This is a genomic window from Clostridium sp. ETTB3 (genome assembly GCF_053571985.1).
The window spans coordinates 1,631,507-1,649,713 of the sequence record NZ_CP199832.1; the positions used below are offsets into that span (position 1 = coordinate 1,631,507).

Here is an 18,207-nt window from a genome sequence, read left to right on the forward strand (position 1 = left end):
AAAGAAAGATAATAACTTTGGAGTTATAAGATAATTTTATTAATTTATTATAAAATTGTCAATTAGTTTTCTTGTTATTTATTACTTAAATACTCATCTATTGCCATAGCTGACTTTTTACCTGCACCCATAGCTAAAATAACTGTTGCTGCACCTGTAACTGCATCTCCTCCTGCATAAACCCCTTCTTTAGTAGTTAATCCAGTTTCCTCATCTGCAACTATGCACTTCCACTTATTGATTTCTAATCCCTTTGTTGTAGATGATATAAGTGGATTTGGTGATGTTCCTAAAGACATAATAACAGTATCTACATCCATAATAAACTCTGAGTTTTCTTTAACTACAGGCCTTCTCCTACCAGATTTATCTTGTTCCCCAAGTTCCATTTGAACACATTTCATTCCTGTTACCCATCCATTTTCATCACATAAAATTTCAGTAGGATTAGTTAATACATCAAATATAACACCTTCTTCTTTTGCATGATGTACTTCTTCAAGTCTTGCTGGAAGCTCAGCTTCACTTCTTCTATATATAATATGTGTTTCTGCTCCTAGTCTTAATGCAGTTCTTGCTGCATCCATTGCAACATTTCCTCCTCCAACTACAGCAACCTTTTTACCTACTTTTACTGGAGTATCATATTCCTCTTTAAATGCCTTCATTAAATTTACTCTTGTTAAAAATTCATTTGCAGAAAAAACACCATTAGAATTTTCACCTGGTATACCCATAAATTTAGGAAGCCCTGCACCTGAACCTATAAATATAGCATCAAAGCCATCATCTTCTACTAAAGAATCTATTGTTACTGTTCTCCCTACTATTACATTAGTTTCAATCTTAACTCCAAGCTTTTTAATATTTTCTATTTCTTTTTTTACAACTTCATCTTTTGGCAATCTGAACTCTGGAATACCATATACTAAAACCCCACCTGCTTCATGTAATGCCTCAAAAATAGTAACATCATAACCTCTCTTTGCTAAATCCCCTGCACAAGTAAGTCCTGCTGGCCCTGAACCTATAACAGCAACTCTTTTCCCTTTAGATTCCCCTTTGCTTGAAAGATCAATATCATTTTTTCTAGCCCAATCTGCAGTAAACTTTTCTAGTTTACCTATTGCTACAGCTTCACCTTTTATTCCTAAAACACATTTTCCTTCACATTGTGTTTCTTGAGGACAAACTCTTCCACAAACTGCTGGTAATGAGCTATACTTTGCTATTTCTTTTGCTGCCCCTTCTATATTATTTTCTTTAAGCTTGGAAATAAATCCTGGTATATCTATAGATACCGGGCATCCACTAACACATTTAGGATTTTTACATCCTAAGCATCTATTTGCTTCTTTAAACGCTCTTTCTTCATCATATCCTAAACATACTTCTTCAAAATTCTTAGCTCTTATGCTAGCTTCTTGTTCAACAACAGGTGTTCTTTTCATTCTATCAACTACATTATTCATATTACTTATGACCTCCGCATCCGCAACCTTCTCTATGATGTGTGTCGCCTTCCTCTAACTTTAACATAGCTCTTCCCTCTTCACTTTTATAAAGAGTTTGCCTTCTCATGCTTTCATCAAAATCTACTAAATGCCCATCAAATTCTGGACCATCTACACATGCAAATTTAACTTTATCTCCAACAGTAACTCTGCATGCACCACACATTCCTGTTCCATCAACCATAATTGGATTTAAACTAACTGTAGTTTTAATTTCTAATTTCTTTGTAAGAGCACTAATAAACTTCATCATTATCATAGGCCCTATCACTATTGCATGATCGTATTTTTTCCCTTGATTTTCAACTAAGTCAATTAAACAATCTGTAACTCTACCATCAAATCCATAAGAGCCATCATCTGTTGATATATATAAATTTTTAGCAACTTTTTTCATTTCTTCTTCTAATATAATAAGCTCTTCATTTCTTGCTCCAATAATAACATCAACATCAATATTATTTTCATGACACCATTTAACTTGTGGATATACTGGAGCTGCCCCTACTCCCCCAGCAATAAATATAAGATTTTTATCTTTTAAATGATTTAAATCTTCATGTATTAACTCACTTGGTTGACCTAATGGTCCAACAAAATCTTTCACATAGTCTCCAACTTCATACTTTGCTAATTCTTTAGTTGTATAACCTACAGTTTGAAAAACTATTGTTACCATTCCTTCTTCCCTATTATAATCTGCTATTGTTAAAGGAATTCTCTCTCCCTTTTCATTATTTTTAATAATAATAAATTGTCCTGGTTGAGCAGATTTTGCCACTCTAGGTGCTTCAATATCCATTAAGTAAATATTATCAGTTAATAATTTTTTATTCGTTATTTTATACAAATTAATACCCCCATTTTATAGTTAGTGACAAGTTTTAAGTGGCAAGTAACAAGTTAAGGTATAAATTCAGCTAATTCTGAATTTAAATAAATATATTTTAAGAAACTCCTTAACTTGTAACTTATCACTTTTAACTACCCATAGCTCCTTAAGGAGTTTCCTCCTTATCCTATAATTTGTCACTTGTCACTTATCCCTTGTCACTTGCTACCTACTATCCTAAAGTTTCACTTCACTTCCGTAGAATGTACATGAAAGAAGCTTTTCCATTGTTTCATCGTCTATAGTTCTTGGATTAGATCCTGTACATGCATCTAATACAGCATTGTGTGCTATATGTTTAACATTTGCTAAGAAATCTACTTCAGTAATACCATATTCTTTCATAGTTGCTGGAATATTAAGTGCAACATTAAACTCTCTTATTTTATTAATTAATGAATTTGTTAATTCACTATCACTTTTTCCTTCTAATTTTAATACTCTAGCTATATCTGCATATCTATTTTCGCATTCCTTTCTGTTATATTGAATAACATAAGGTAAGAATATTGCATTTGCACATCCATGTGGAATATGAAATACAGCTCCAACTTTATGAGCCATTGAATGCACTATTCCTAATAAAGCATTACTAAATGCCATACCAGCTAAACATTGTGCTTCATGCATTAAACTTCTTGCCTCTTCATCACCATTAAAAGAATTAACTAAATTTTCATTAACCATTTCTATAGCTTTTAATGCTAATGGATCTGAAAAATTTGATCTTAATGATGCTGTATAAGCTTCAATAGCATGAGTTAAGGCATCCATACCTGTATGTGCAACTAGTTTAGCTGGCATTGTTTGTGCTAAGTCTGAATCTACTATTGCTATATCTGGAGTTAAATTAAAATCAGCTAAAGGATATTTAATTTTTGCCTTATAATCTGTAATTACTGAAAATGCTGTAACTTCTGTCGCAGTTCCTGATGTAGATGGTATTGCAACAAATTTTGCCTTTTGTCTAAGCTCTGGTAATCCAAATGGTATAACAGCTTGTTCAAAAGTAAAATTTGGATATTCATAAAAAATCCACATTGCTTTTGCTGCATCTATTGGTGATCCTCCACCCATTGCAACTATCCAATCAGGTTCAAAATCTCTCATAATAGCTGCACCCTTCATAACAGTTTCTACTGATGGATCTGGTTCAACACCTTCTATTAACTTTACTTCTAATCCAGCTTCTTTTAAATAAGATTCTACTTTATCTAAAAATCCAAATCTCTTCATTGAACCGCCACCGACTACTACAATAGCTTTTTTCCCTTTTAATGTTTTTAATACTTCTAAACTTCCCTTTCCATGATAAATATCTCTTGGTAATGTAAATCTTGCCATATTGCTCCTCCCACAAATCTTCTTTTCTCTTTTTTATATTTAACTTCCATATAAATTAAATATAAACACTCTTTAAACCAAATTATACTCCGCCTAATTTGTAATTAATTACTAATTAAGTAAAATACATATCAATTATACCATATTATTACTCATTTGAAATGTTTTTTACACAAAAAGATACCTAAAGACATTTTTATAATTTTGCCTTTAGGTATCTTTATTATAAATATTTAATTGTTTTTTTTATATTCTTTGCAATTTTCATCAAATGCTTTAATTATTTCATCTACCTTTTCCCAATTAGCTAATGTTGCTCCTGCTGCCAACATATGACCGCCACCCCCAAAGCTTGCTGCAATATCATTAACCTTAGGCCCACTAGATCTAAATTCACATAAAATTCCATCTTCATCTTTTTCAACAAAAAAATTCCAATTTATTATACCAGCTGTATCTTGAAGAGCATTAACCATTCTAGCAGCCCTAATAGTTTCTAATTCAAATTCTCTTACAACTTCTTTAGGAACCTTTAAATATGCTAATCCATTTTCTGTAGTTTTATAATTGCTATATATATATCCTAAAAATTTTAACTCTTTTTCTTCACGTCTATACATATTTGCATAAATATCCTTTGTTTCAAGACCATAAGTTATATTAGATAATTTTTTAAATAATTCAGTAGGATCTTCTATATATGCAAATCTTCCTGTATCTCCAACAATCCCTGTATATATTGCTTTTCTTCCCTTTTCATCTATTTTAAACTTATCTGAATTACTTAAATATAAATCTAAAATCATTTCACTACATGAAGAATAATTTGTATCAACAAAAGTTAAATGCTCAAAAGGTTCATCAAAAGGTTTATGATGATCTATTTTTATAATATAACCACATTTATTAAAACTTTGATTATCAACTCTTTCTTTGTTTGCTACATCTACAATAATAGCTAATGAATTTTCATCTAATTCAATTTCTTCATCCATTTTGTTTATGTATTCTAAATTTTTAGAATGCTCTCCTAAAATTACAACCTTCTTATTTGGATATGTATTATTAATTATACTTTTTAATGCTGTTTGTGAACCATATGAATCTGGATCTGGAAATACATGTCTATATATTGCAATAGTATCATACTCTTCAATTTTATTTATTATATCTTTCATTAATTTTTCTTTCATTAATATTAACCTCCTTAATTTATAACTATATTATACTAATAATATTTAAAATAAAAAACACCCTACTTATAATAAGTAGGGTAGAATTTAAAAATTATTTTATTGACGACTTATAGAAGTCTCAACTTGTGCATTCATTTCTTTTAACATTGCATCAACATCATCTGATGTTCCTGTAACATATGATGCATATTTTTCTTCAGCAACACTTCTAGCTGATTGAGCATTGTTTATTGCTGGTGTAAAATAAGCAAATTTTAAAGATTCTGATGCTACATTATAAATCTTACCATATAAAGAAGTAGAGTCAGCTAAAAGATTTTTTACTGTATCAGTATCTTGAGCTGATTTTCTTACTGGTAAATATCCAGTAGATGTAGCAAACTTCGCTGTATTTTCAGTATTTGTAGCAAACTTTATAAATTCATATGCTGCATATTGTTGTTCTGCAGATACATTGTTTGTAATAAATAAAGAAGCCCCTTGTTGTATTATAGCTTTATCTTTTCCTTCAAAGTGAGGAACTTCCGCAACAGCAATTTCAAATTCATCATTGTTATTTATATGTGCAAATCCAGCTGATGAACCTTGGTAAGATAATATCTTTTGATTTGAAAATGGCCCTGATAAGAACTTGTCTTCTCCAACAACTCTAAATGCTCCACTTTGAGTCTTTTCTCTAAAGAATTGCATGAACTTTTTAGCCCAATCATTTTGAATATTTATCTTTCCATCCATTTGAACGAAATCTTTACCATCTTCTTTTAAAGTAGAAATAAAGGCATTTGATGATGAATCAAATCCAAATCCAGCTATTCCCAATTCATCATAAGCTTTTTGAGAAATTTCAGCTAACTTTTCAAACGTTAAATCTTTTAAATCATCTGTAGTGTAACCTAATTGTTCTAATAAGTTTTTATTAACATATAGAACTTCAGTTGATTTAGTCATTGGTAATCCGTAAACTTTATTTTCTCCCCATTGAGATAATTCTTTAGTGAAATCTGGTATAAAGTCATTTTTTATATCATCTTTCATTCCTACTGTGTCATCATTTATATATGAACTTAAATTAACAATTTTTTTATCGTTAATTAATCCTGTTGCTGCATCTGGATAAATATTAACTATTGCAGGTAATGTATTTGATTGTGATGCTGCTATTATCTTTTTGTTTAAGTCAGGAATTGCTCCTTGGCTTAAAGCAGTAACTGTTATTCCTTTCCCATTGTTTGCATTGAAATCATCAACTATACTTTGTAATACTTCAGATTGTTTACCAGTCATATAGTGCCACATTTCAATTGAAACTGGTCCTGTTAATTCAGTAACTATTTCTGAACTTTTTGATGAATCAGTTTTTCCGCATCCAGTTAATGTTGTAACTGCAACTGTTGCAGCCATTAAAGATGCTAATAATCTTTTTCTCATTGTTTTCACCTCTAAAACCTTATATATATTTATTTATAAGAAAATATATTTGAAAGACAAAAATTAGTCTTTATTTAAATTATCAAAATATAATTGCTAGTACATAAGATAATTAATTTATTAATATTTAATCTTTCAAAATATATTTTTCTTAAAAATCTAATTTTGGTTATCCCTTAGTCCCCCCAATTGATATACCATTCATAATTTTCTTGTGTAAGAATAAATAAACTATAACTATTGGCATTGTTATTATTGTTGATGCTGCCATTAATAATTCATATCTGCTTCCTACATCTGATTGGAATGCTGTTAATCCATTTGCAAGAAGTCTCATATTATCACTATTAGTAACTAATAAAGGCCATAAGAATGCATTCCATGAATTTATACCAACTAATATACAAATTGTTATTATTGATGGTTTTGCCATAGGCACAACTATTTGCCATAAAAATTTCCAATCACTTGCTCCATCAACCTTCGCAGCATAATAAAGCTGTTTTGGAATCTTTAAAAAGAATTCTCTAAGCATGTATATATATAATACATTTGCCATATATGGCACAAATAAAGCACTATAACTATCTATCATTTTTAGTGTTGAAATAGTTTTAAAGTTTGTTACAATAAGTACTTCTCCTGGAATCATCATTGATGCTAAGAAAATTGAAAATATTAAATCTCTTCCCTTAAACTCAAGATGTGAAAAAGCAAATGCTGATAAAATAGCAACTACTACAGTAGTAACTATACTTAATGCTGTAACTATTATAGTATTTATAAAATATCTTCCAAAAGGAGCCATTGATAATGCAGTACTAAAATTACTCCACATGAATTTATCCGGTACCATTGTTGGTGGTGTTTGAATAACTTCAAAGCTTGATTTTAATGAAGATGCTATCATCCAATAAAATGGAAATAGCGTTACAATAGCAAAGGCAACTAATAAGAAGTATTTAATGGCTGCTTTTATATTATTTGTAGTTTTCATTTTTACACCTCTTAGTAATGAATCTTATTACGTGCAACAGTTTTTTGAACTAAAGTTACTGTTAATATAATAACTAAAAGAACAACTGAAGCTGAAAATGCTAATGGAAAATCTTGATCCCCATAGAATCTGTCTATTATATATCTAACTACAGTTGATACTGCTCCATCTAATGTACGCCCTCCAAAAAGAACATATACTTCAGTATAAACCTTAAATGAAGCAATTAAACTAATAACGTATGTATATGCAATCATAGGTGAAACTAACTTAACTGTAATTTGTCTAAATATTGTTCCACTAGTTGCTTGGTCAATCTTAGCTGCTTGATAATATTGAGGATTAATTGATGCAATCCCTGTTGTTAATATTAAAGTATTAAACGCCAAACTTTTCCAAACAGCAAATATTATTAATGCTACCATTGCATATTTAGGATCACTTAACCAGTTTATAGGGTTAATACCTATCTTTTCCAAAAAGAAATTTATTATTCCATATTCTGAATTAAATAACCATGACCATACTATCCCTATTGCAACAAGAGATGTTACATATGGTAAGAAGTATATACTTTGGAATATCCCTCTAACCTTTTCATTTTTAATACTTACAAGTGCATTTGCAAGTAAAAGTGAAATAAATACTGATAATGCTGGTACTATTGCTGCATATATCACAGTGTTTAATAAAGATTGTAAAAATCTTTTATCTTGGAATAAGTATTTATAAGATCCAAAACCAAAAACAAATCCCTTAGCCTTAGTTTCATCAAAACTAAAAATAATAGTGTTTATTATAGGATAAAATACAAAAACACTAAGTATAATAAGTGCAGGTAGTAAATATAAATATCCTTTTCTATTTTTCTTTAACATTTTGTTATGAACTCCTCACTTTCAGCATCAAACACATAACACTTTCCAGCCTTAGGTCTGATTGTTAATTGTGCTCCTTCATCTATAAAGAATTCTTTATCAACTAGCATCTTATATTCTTTTCCCGCATGCTCTAATGTTAATAATCTTTCTCTACCTAATATTTCTACTGTAACAACTTTAGTATTAAGACCTTTTTCTGCTACCTCAAAATCTTCTGCTCTTACTCCAATAATTGCTTTGTTCTTATTCTTTGGTAAATTTTCCATAGTTAAAGTATCTAAAGTACCAACTCCATCTTTTAAATCAACATTAATAAAGTTCATTTCTGGACTTCCTATGAAAGAAGCAACAAATTTATTAATAGGATTCATATAGATATCTGTTGGTGAAGAAACTTGTTGGATTGCTCCATCTTTCATTAATACTATTTCATCAGAAATACACATTGCTTCTTCTTGATCGTGTGTTACGAATATAGCTGTAACACCAGTTTCTTTTTGAATTCTTCTTATTTCTTGTCTTGTTTCAACTCTTAACTTTGTATCTAAGTTAGATAATGGTTCATCTAAAAGAAGAATATCTGGCTTTTTAGCTAAAGCTCTTGCAATTGCAACTCTTTGTTGTTGTCCCCCTGAAAGTTGAGCTGGTTTTTTATCTAACTGATTAGCTATTTTTACTATTTCAGCAACTTCTATTACTCTCTTTTCAGCTTCTTCTTTGTTCCACTTTAAATTCTTTAAAGGGAACATTATGTTTTCTCTTACTGTCATGTGTGGATATAGTGCATAGTTTTGGAAAACAAGCCCTATTCCAAGTTCTTCTGGTTCTAATCCTGTTACATCCTTATCTCCAAAAAATATTTTCCCACTAAAAGGTTTATGTATTCCAGAAATCGTAAATAATGTAGTTGATTTCCCTGAACCTGACGGACCTAATAATGAAACTAATTTTCCTTTTGGTATTTGTAACGTAACATTATTAATTGCGTTAAAATCTCCAAATTTTACAACTAGATTTTCTAGTCTTATTCCCATTGATAATTCACCTCATACTTTTTTTAATACAATAAAATGTTAAAATAAAATTTCACACTTTTACAGAATACGACAACTTAATAATATTTGTCAACATTTTTACTTTTATAATTCAAGATTTTAGTAGCTTTTTCTCGCTTTATTCACATTTTTCTTATTTTTCTAGTATTTTATATTGTTATAAATTTTTCCCTTAAGTTTTCTGCCGCAATTATATAATTTATATTTTCCTAAATATCTTAATTTTATGTTTATCATTTTCTTATGAATTATATTAAACTAATTATCAATATTATTTAAATATTTCTAAATTAACTAAAAGTAATATTCTTTGAATATATTAAATTATTAAAAAATTTATTGCACTATTTATATGTAAGTTTAAAATCACCAAATATCTCTTGCATATTTTAACATTCTTAAATATTATATTTATGTAAATATATATATTGAGGAGGTATCCATGTTACCATTACTAATCGTTTTTTCTTATCTTATGGGATCAATTCCTACTGGATATATTTTAGTAAAGAAAAAGCTTAATAAAGATGTTAGAGATTATGGAAGTGGAAATATAGGAGCAACAAATGTTAGAAGAATTGCTGGAGAAAAACTTTCAAAAATTACTGCTATTTGTGATATGCTAAAAGCTATAATTCCCGTATTATTAACAAGAATTTTGATTTGGACACACATTTTAAACACTAATGAAAGTTTAAGTTTATCATTGGTTGCTATAGCCGCTATCTTAGGTCATAACTATACTATTTTTCTAAAATTTAAAGGTGGTAAAGGTGTTGCTACTTCAGCTGCAGCATTTATGATTGTTGTACCTATTCCTTTTATAATTACAGCAATTATATTTTTTGGTTTAAAATTATTTACTAAAATAGTTTCAATACGCTCATTAGCAGCAGGTGTAACATTATTTTTATCTACATTGCTACTTGGTTATGATAAATATTATGTTTATGCAACGTTATTTGCTTGTTTACTTGTTTTTTGGAGACATAAAGCTAATATAGTAAGATTAATTAAAGGTGAAGAAAAATAACTTTATTAAAACGCTGAAAAAAAATCAGTGTTTTTTATTTTTAGGAGATTATATGAAATTAATATTTATATATTTTTTATTAATAAATTTACTATCGTTTATTTTAATGTATGTTGATAAAAAAAGAGCTATATTACATAAATGGAGAATTAGTGAAAAATCTTTTTTTATCTTATGTATTTTAGGTGGAAGTTTAGGTGAAATACTAGGAATATATACTTTTAGACATAAGACTAAACACTTAAAATTTACTTTAGGTTTTCCTTTAATATTAATAATTCAATTATTAATATTTTTATATTTAAAAACCAAATTATAAAAACAAAAGACGTTGCATTTTTTACTGCAACGCCCCATAATCATCATCAGTTACTTTGTAACTAACTGACTACACTTTTATATTTTCCTATTATTAATTTTTTATTCATTATTTATTATTATATTTTAAATTGTACAAGCATTTAATTTATATTATAATTATCATAAAATTTATATTTTTTAGGAGTGATTAAATGGATTTTTTAAAAGGCACTTATGGATTTGATTTATTATCTATAGTACTTATTTTATTATCTTTTATACTTAATGTTTTTGATATAACAAGAATTTTAGGATTATTAATATTAATTTATGCTATTTACAGAGCATTTTCAAAGAAGATTTATAAAAGAAAAGAAGAATATAATGTATTTTATACATATACAAATAAATTATTAAATAAGTTCGGTAAATCTATACCTTATAATTTACAAAATTATGATTTAAATAACTTTGTTATCTTATTTAACAATATAAAACATAAATTTAATGAATTTCGTAATTATAAAATAACTACTTGTCCTAACTGCAAACAAAAATTAAGACTTCCAAGAAAAAAAGGAAACATAGTCGTTACTTGTAAAAGATGTTCTACAAAATTTGATTTTAGAACATAAATAAAAGCTCAGTATTAATTTATATTTTTATACTGAGCTTTTATCATATAAATATTTAATATAAATATGTGGGATATTATTAATATAATATTTTATTTTTAAGGAGGTTATGATGAAAAAAATATTTTTTATTATCCCATTATTATTTATAAATTTATCTTTTAATTGTATTAATTTATATAATAATAAAACTTTAATTAAAAATACACAAAACTTTAATTATCCTAAAAAAAATTCTATATCTAAGTGGTGGTACAACTAGTAATGTGGCTGTCGCACTAAAAATTTTATACACAATATATTATTTTACAAAATAAAAATAAACACAATATATTGTAGTATTTATTCTTAATGCGACATCCCCTTTATTTTATGTTATAATTGGCTTTTGCCCTTTTGCTATTAAATTTAGAAAAATTATAGTACAATTTTCCCTTTCATTTTTATCACAACATAACCTCATTATTCTTCCTAATCTTGGATTATTTCTGCTTACAATTTTTATTAATTCAGGTGGAACCTCTTGATATCCAATAATATTTTTTATACCTACCAAATCACTATGAATTGTTACTGCCTCAAAATCTAATTTATCAAAACCTTCATATTTTAAAATTTTTATAAGCTTTCTGCCTACTTCCCTATTCCACCTTGTCCTTTTTTCTATTTGAGTAATAAATCCTCTTCCACTTTTAAATAATATATCTGGGTCACTAACTCCATACATACCCCTATCTGAATCAATAATTGCAACTATTCCCCCTGGCTTTAAAACTTTATAAATTTCTCTTGCTCCTGTTAATGGTTTTTCTAAATGCTGAAACACAAATCTACAAATAACAAAATCAAAAGAATTTTCTTTTAGTCCAGAATTATTTATTGAACCATATTTAAAGTTTAATCTTTCTTTTGGATATTCACATAATCTATCTTTAGCTATTGATAATAGGTTTTTATCTATTTCTAAAGCTGTTATTTTACTATTGGGTAAATTTTCTAATAAAAGTTCTGTATAAGCTCCAGGACCTGCTCCAACATCTAATATTTTCATTCCATCTCTTAATCCTAACCATTTTAATGTTCTAAATTCTTTATCCCATCCTAATTTTGCTTGAGTTTCTAACCTATTTACCTCATTGTGCAATCCTATGATATCATAAATTGAATTATAACTCACTTTAATCTCCTTTAATTATTACTTAAATATATCCTATGATAATAAATTAATATTTGTTCTAATTACAATGTTTTTTCATTATTATAATATAAATTTAAGCAATATAGAAAAAGTTATAATTTAATAACTTTCCTTAGTAAATTAACTATATAATATTACTCAATAATAAAAAAAGACAAATTATTAAATGATTTTAAAATACCATTATATCCTTATATAAAGATACATTTTCTCATTTAATAATAAGTCTTTTTTATTTTAAAATATTAAAATAATGATAATTGATTAGTTTCAGACATTCCTTCTAAACATCCATGATTACTTAATGTTTCAATTACAGTCTTTGATACCTTTGATCTTAATCTTAAATCTTCTTTTGAAATAAATTCTCCATCTTTTCTTGCTTCTGCAATAGATTTTGCTGCATTCACTCCAACCCCTTGTAATGAACTTAAAGGTGGTCTTAATGCATTATCTACAATTAAGAATTTTGTTGCATGCGATTCATATAAATCTACTTTTAGCATTTTAAATCCTCTTTTATACATTTCAAAAGAAAGTTCTAATACAGTTATTAATCCCTTATCTTTTACAGTTGCTTGATTTCCAAGTTCATATAATTCTTGAAGTCTTGCATGAACTGCAGTTTCTCCCTTACAAATTAAGTCTGCATCAAAATCATCAGCACCTCTTACTGTAAAATATGTTGCATAATATGCTAAAGGATAATATACCTTATAATATGCTACTCTAACAGCCATCATAACATATGCAACAGCATGACCTTTAGGGAACATGTATTTAATTCTTTTACAACTTTCTATATACCAATCTTCAACATTATTTTCCTTCATTGTTTTTTCAAATTCTTCTGTTAATCCATTACCTTTTCTTACACTTTCCATTATTGTAAAGGCGGTTTTTGGTGCAACCCCCTTGTACATAAGGTAAACCATGATATCATCTCTTGTTGCAATACAATCTCTTAAGGTAGTATATCCTTCCTTAATGAAATATTGAGCATTATTTAACCAAACGTCAGTACCATGTGATAAACCAGATATTCTAACTAAATCTGAAAAAGTTTGTGGTTGAGTATCAACTAACATTTGACGAACAAACTTAGTTCCAAACTCCGGTAATCCATAAGAGCCAACTTCACATTCTAATTCTTTTTTTGTAACTCCTAAGGCTTCTGGAGATGTAAATAAAGACAGTACCTTCTTGTCATTAAGAGGTATAGTTTTAGGATCTAATCCTGTTATATCTTGTAACATTCTAAGTACTGTCGGATCGTCGTGTCCTAGAATATCTAGCTTAAGTAGTCTACCTGAAATAGAATGGTAATCAAAGTGAGTTGTTGTAACATCAGATGTTGAATCATCTGCTGGTCTTTGAATTGGCGTAAAATTATACACATCAGTATAATTAGGCACAACCATAATTCCCCCTGGATGCTGACCAGTAGTTCTTTTTATTCCTGTGCATCCAATAGTTAATCTTTCAATTTCTGCTTGCGATACTACAAGTCCCTTTTGATCTAAATACTTTTTAACAAATCCATATGCTGTTTTTTCTGCTACAGTACCAATTGTCCCGGCTTTAAATACATATCCTTTTCCAAATAAAACTTCTGTATATTTATGAATATCTCCTTGGTTATCACCAGAGAAATTTAAGTCTATATCTGGTTCCTTATCACCTTCAAATCCTAAGAAGGTTTCAAATGGAATATCATGACCATCCTTAATATAAGGAACACCACAATCTGGACAATCCTTATCTTCTAAGTCAGCTCCTGAGCTTACAGATCCATCTAAGAAAAAGTGTGATTTTTTACACTTTGGACATACATAATGAGGTGGAAGTCCATTAACCTCTGTTATATCTGACATAGTTGCAACAAATGAAGAACCAACAGATCCTCTCGAACCTACTAAATATCCGTCAGAATATGACTTAGCAACAAGCTTTTGTGCAATTAGATATAACACAGCATAACCATTATTTATAATTGAGTTTAATTCTTTATCTAATCTTTTTTGGACAACTTCTGGCAAAGGATTACCATAAATTGAATGCACCTTATTCATTGTCATATTTCTTATATCATCATCTGCACCTTCAATTTTAGGTGGATAAGTTTCATCTGGAATTGGCTTTAAATTATCATCAATAGAATTTGCAATATAATTTGGATTCTTAATAACTACTTCCCTCGCAATTTCTTCTCCTAAATAAGCAAATTCCTTTAACATTTCTTCCGTAGTTCTTAGATAAAGAGGTGCTTGATTATCAGCATCACCAAATCCCTGTCCTGCCATTATGATTCTTCTAAAAGCTTCATCATGAGGATCTAAAAAATGAACATCACATGTTGCAACAGTAGGTTTATTTATTTCCTTTGCTAAGTTATATATTTTTCTATTTATATCTTTAAGCTCATCTTCATCCTTAACAGAACCTTTTTCAATCATATATGCATTATTTCCAATAGGTTGAATTTCAGCATAATCATAAAATCTCATTATGTCTTTTACTTCCTCATCACTTTTTCCACCTATAATTGCTCTGTAAATTTCTCCTGCTTCACAAGCTCCACCTATTATAAGTCCCTCTCTCATTTCCATAAGTCTTGACTTTTTAGTTCTAGGTCTTCTAAAGAAATTATCTATATGAGCTTCTGATACTAGTTTATAAAGATTTCTTATTCCAGCTTGAGTTTTTGCTAATATAATTATGTGATAAGTTGGTAATTTTTTTATATCTACCTTTTCTAAAAAAATCTTATTTAATCCTGCCAATGTATCAATTTGCATTTCTTCTTTAGTTTTTTTAATACATTCAAGTAATATATCTCCTGTTGCCTTTGCATCATCTACAGCCCTATGATGGCTTTCAAGCTTAACTCCTAAATGCTTTGCAACTATATTTAGCTTAACAGATTTTAATTCTGGATATAAAAATCTACATAAAGGTACGGTATCAACTATAGTTGGTTCAAAAATTAATCCTAAGTCATTACAATTTTTCGAAATAAAACTACAGTCAAATGAAGCATTATGTGCAACAACTACACTATCACCAATAAACTCTAAAAACTTTGGTAGTATTTCTTCAATTGTTTCTGCATTTCTAACCATATCATCATTAATACCTGTAAGTTCTATTATCTTATATGGTATTGGTCTTTTTGGATTAACAAATTCACTAAAGTTACCTATTATTTCTCCATTTTTAATTTTCACAGCTCCAATTTCAATAATCTTATCATTTTTAGATGAAAAACCTGTTGTTTCTAAATCAAATACAACATAGGTATCATTTAAATTTTGTCCTTTTTCATTTAATGCTAATGGTACTCCATCATCAACTAAATATCCCTCAACTCCATAAAGAACCTTAATTTTATTTTTCTTTGCAGCTATTTGAGCATCTGGGAAAGCTTGAACCCCTCCATGGTCTGTAATTGCTATAGCAGGATGCCCCCATTTTGCAGCCCTTTCAATTATTTTAGAAACTGGTGTAACTCCATCCATTGTACTCATTGTAGTATGACAATGAAGTTCAACTCTCTTTTCATCTACTGAATCTACCTTTTCTACTTTTTTCATCTTTAAGATGTCTCTTCCCATGATTACAACTTCTCTTTGATAAGTATCATATATTGCTTCTCCTCTTACTTTACAATAAAGTCCTTCTTTAACATTTTCAAGAACTTTATCTTTTTCCTGAGGCTTTAAGAAACATTTTACAGTTATTGAACTAGTATAATCTGTAATATAAAATGTTAAAATTATCTTTCCTGTTTTAGTTTCCATTGTATCTACTTTAAATACCTCTCCTAAAACTGCAACATACCCTGATCTTTCATTTATTTCATTAATTGGAGTTTCTTCAATAGAAATATTTCTTCCATAAATAGCATTTTCAGCTTTTTGTTCTTTTTTATAAATATTTTCTCTTTTTTCATAAGGTTTCTTTTCAGCTTGCCTTTTCTCTATAGACTTATTGCCAGTAACACTTTTCGTTACTTCTTGTGCTCTTGCTTTCATTGCCTTACTTAATAATTCTTTTTCTTCTTTTTTTCTTGCTTCAAAATCTATTGTTACTTCCATTTCAGGCTCAAACTTTAATTCAAACCTACAAGAAATTCCAAATATAGTTTTTACAGTATCTTCTAGTGATTTTTCTCCATTTTTTCCTTTTAAATGCTCTGTTAATTTATCATATCCATTATATATGATAACTTTATTATCCTTAATTTCCCTTTTACAATTTAATAAAAGACTTTTACATAAAGGTGTATTTTTTATAGTACTTGAAATACATTCAATCCAATGATTTTCTATTACTTCCTCTAAAGAAATATCCGATGCATCTCTATAAAATACTATTTCTACTGTAATTCTTATCATTAAAGTCTTACAAATAATCTTTTTTATTAACTCTTCCTCTTCATGAGTTAATTTTTCTTTACCTCTTAAAACAACTTTTAAAATCATACTTTTTCTTAAAAGCTGGAACTTAATTATTTTAAGTTCTTTATCCTCTAAACTCTCATGCTTATTTATTTCAAGGGTTAATTTTTTTATAATATCTTTACTCAATCCTTTTCCCCCTGTGTTTATAATTTTTTAACTACATTATTATAGCACAAATTTTTACTTCTTAAACATGTTAAATTAAATGATAAAATAGTAAAAAGTTAATGCTATTTAAAATTTAACTTAAATAGCATTAACTTTCTTTAACTTGCCTCTTCTACAAATGAAATATAATCATTTTTTACATTATTTATTTTTTTTATAACTTCTTCATTTTTTATTTGCAATTTATATAAAATATTTTGAACTTTATCTTCTAATCTTTCAATATCTTCTATTGAATCATTAATTTGTCTTTGTACAGAAATATCAGTAAATATGTTATCAAAAAATATATCCATTGCAAAAGTAATATTAGAAAATTCTAAATTATTTATTTTTATACCTTCTAATTCCTTATTAAATTGATTTATTAATTTTTCTATATTTTCAAATTTTAATTTTACCTTTCTTATTTTATTTTGTTTAGCTATAGAAGACATTGAATCTTTAGCTACCATATCAACCTTCCCCCATTTTTTTGAGCATTCTAAATCATGCTTTGCTAATTTAACTTCTTCTAATAAATTTTTTCCAATCTTATGTGTTTTTCTAATATCTTCATTTATTTTTAAATATTCATTTAATTTTTCATCTAAAAGCCTTATTTTTTCTTTAGTAAAATAATCTCCTTGTAATTTAAGAACATTTATTTTTTCGTCCATTAATTTATCATATTCTTCTTCACAATTTTCTATTTTATCAAGTTCATTTCTTTTAATTTTTATTTTTTCTCTTAATGAATTTACTATTAATAATTGTTTTTCATACTTTACCTTTGCATCAAGATATTCTTTTTCTTGATTTTCTTTTTTACTTTTTTTATTTTTAAATATAGATGTAAATATATTAGAAATAGATAGCTTGTTCAAATCATCCATTTGTTTTTTTTCTTTATTTAATTGTCTTTCTAAATATCTTAATTCTTTTTCTTCTTTGTTTAAATTATTATCTAACATTTCTATATCACAATTTAATGTACTTTTTAAAGAAACATCATTCTTTAACTTTTTTAATTTTATGTTGATTTCATTTAGCATAACTTTTGACCTCTTTTCCTATATAAATTTATAATATACTTTTATCTTAATATCAAATTTATTCCTTAA

General features: G+C 27.7%; 14 protein-coding genes. 3 read left to right on the forward strand and 11 right to left on the reverse strand.

Annotation, left to right across the window (positions count from 1 at the left end):
- Positions 1–74 precede the first annotated feature (74 nt).
- The 8 genes from gltA to ACUN06_RS08105 all read right to left on the reverse strand — a co-directional run bounded on the left by gltA (position 75) and on the right by ACUN06_RS08105 (position 9,286).
- Positions 75–1,472 (reverse strand): NADPH-dependent glutamate synthase, encoded by a 1,398-nt coding sequence (gene gltA / locus ACUN06_RS08070; RefSeq protein ID WP_331891868.1) that lies wholly within the window; start codon positions 1,470–1,472, stop codon positions 75–77.
- 1 nt (position 1,473) lies between these two features.
- Complete coding sequence (locus ACUN06_RS08075) at positions 1,474–2,364, reverse strand: sulfide/dihydroorotate dehydrogenase-like FAD/NAD-binding protein (protein WP_449389603.1); 891 nt, start codon at positions 2,362–2,364, stop codon at positions 1,474–1,476.
- A gap of 219 nt (positions 2,365–2,583) precedes the next feature.
- A complete protein-coding gene (locus tag ACUN06_RS08080) occupies positions 2,584–3,750 on the reverse strand; it encodes an iron-containing alcohol dehydrogenase (protein ID WP_449389604.1) in 1,167 nt (388 codons plus the stop codon).
- Positions 3,751–3,983: 233 nt separating this feature from the next.
- Positions 3,984–4,943, reverse strand: a complete 960-nt coding sequence (locus ACUN06_RS08085) for a DHH family phosphoesterase (protein WP_294367535.1) — start codon at positions 4,941–4,943, stop codon at positions 3,984–3,986.
- Between the two features lie 99 nt (positions 4,944–5,042).
- Positions 5,043–6,374, reverse strand: coding sequence for an extracellular solute-binding protein (locus ACUN06_RS08090; protein WP_294367536.1), 1,332 nt, complete (start codon positions 6,372–6,374; stop codon positions 5,043–5,045).
- A 169-nt stretch (positions 6,375–6,543) separates the two neighbouring features.
- Entirely contained in the window at positions 6,544–7,371 is an 828-nt protein-coding gene (locus tag ACUN06_RS08095) for a carbohydrate ABC transporter permease (protein WP_294124573.1), read from the reverse strand.
- A gap of 11 nt (positions 7,372–7,382) precedes the next feature.
- Entirely contained in the window at positions 7,383–8,249 is an 867-nt protein-coding gene (locus ACUN06_RS08100; protein WP_294124574.1) for a carbohydrate ABC transporter permease, read from the reverse strand.
- Positions 8,243–9,286 carry an ABC transporter ATP-binding protein gene (locus ACUN06_RS08105; protein WP_294124575.1) on the reverse strand — a complete coding sequence of 348 codons (1,044 nt, stop codon included), beginning with the start codon at positions 9,284–9,286 and terminating at the stop codon, positions 8,243–8,245. The genes ACUN06_RS08100 and ACUN06_RS08105 overlap by 7 nt, the downstream gene beginning before the upstream one ends.
- Before the next feature lie 463 nt (positions 9,287–9,749).
- Between ACUN06_RS08105 and plsY the strand changes: the two genes are divergently transcribed.
- From plsY to ACUN06_RS08120, 3 genes are all read left to right on the forward strand, one after another.
- On the forward strand, positions 9,750–10,340 hold the full coding sequence (plsY, locus tag ACUN06_RS08110) for a glycerol-3-phosphate 1-O-acyltransferase PlsY (RefSeq protein WP_291731807.1): 591 nt from the start codon (positions 9,750–9,752) through the stop codon (positions 10,338–10,340).
- Positions 10,341–10,392: 52 nt separating this feature from the next.
- Positions 10,393–10,659: a DUF1294 domain-containing protein gene (locus ACUN06_RS08115; RefSeq protein WP_291731805.1), complete on the forward strand. Its 267-nt coding sequence runs from the start codon at positions 10,393–10,395 to the stop codon at positions 10,657–10,659.
- Positions 10,660–10,852: 193 nt separating this feature from the next.
- A complete protein-coding gene (locus tag ACUN06_RS08120; protein WP_294124577.1) occupies positions 10,853–11,275 on the forward strand; it encodes a zinc ribbon domain-containing protein in 423 nt (140 codons plus the stop codon).
- Positions 11,276–11,645: 370 nt separating this feature from the next.
- On the opposite strand, the gene ACUN06_RS08125 is transcribed toward ACUN06_RS08120, so the two are convergent.
- The 3 genes from ACUN06_RS08125 to ACUN06_RS08135 form a co-directional block, all read right to left on the reverse strand.
- Positions 11,646–12,452 carry a class I SAM-dependent methyltransferase gene (locus ACUN06_RS08125; RefSeq protein WP_291735480.1) on the reverse strand — a complete coding sequence of 269 codons (807 nt, stop codon included), beginning with the start codon at positions 12,450–12,452 and terminating at the stop codon, positions 11,646–11,648.
- Between the two features lie 266 nt (positions 12,453–12,718).
- Positions 12,719–17,062, reverse strand: a complete 4,344-nt coding sequence (locus ACUN06_RS08130; RefSeq protein WP_449389605.1) for a PolC-type DNA polymerase III — start codon at positions 17,060–17,062, stop codon at positions 12,719–12,721.
- A 140-nt stretch (positions 17,063–17,202) separates the two neighbouring features.
- Positions 17,203–18,138 (reverse strand): hypothetical protein, encoded by a 936-nt coding sequence (locus ACUN06_RS08135; RefSeq protein ID WP_294367543.1) that lies wholly within the window; start codon positions 18,136–18,138, stop codon positions 17,203–17,205.
- Between the last annotated feature and the right edge of the window lie 69 nt (positions 18,139–18,207).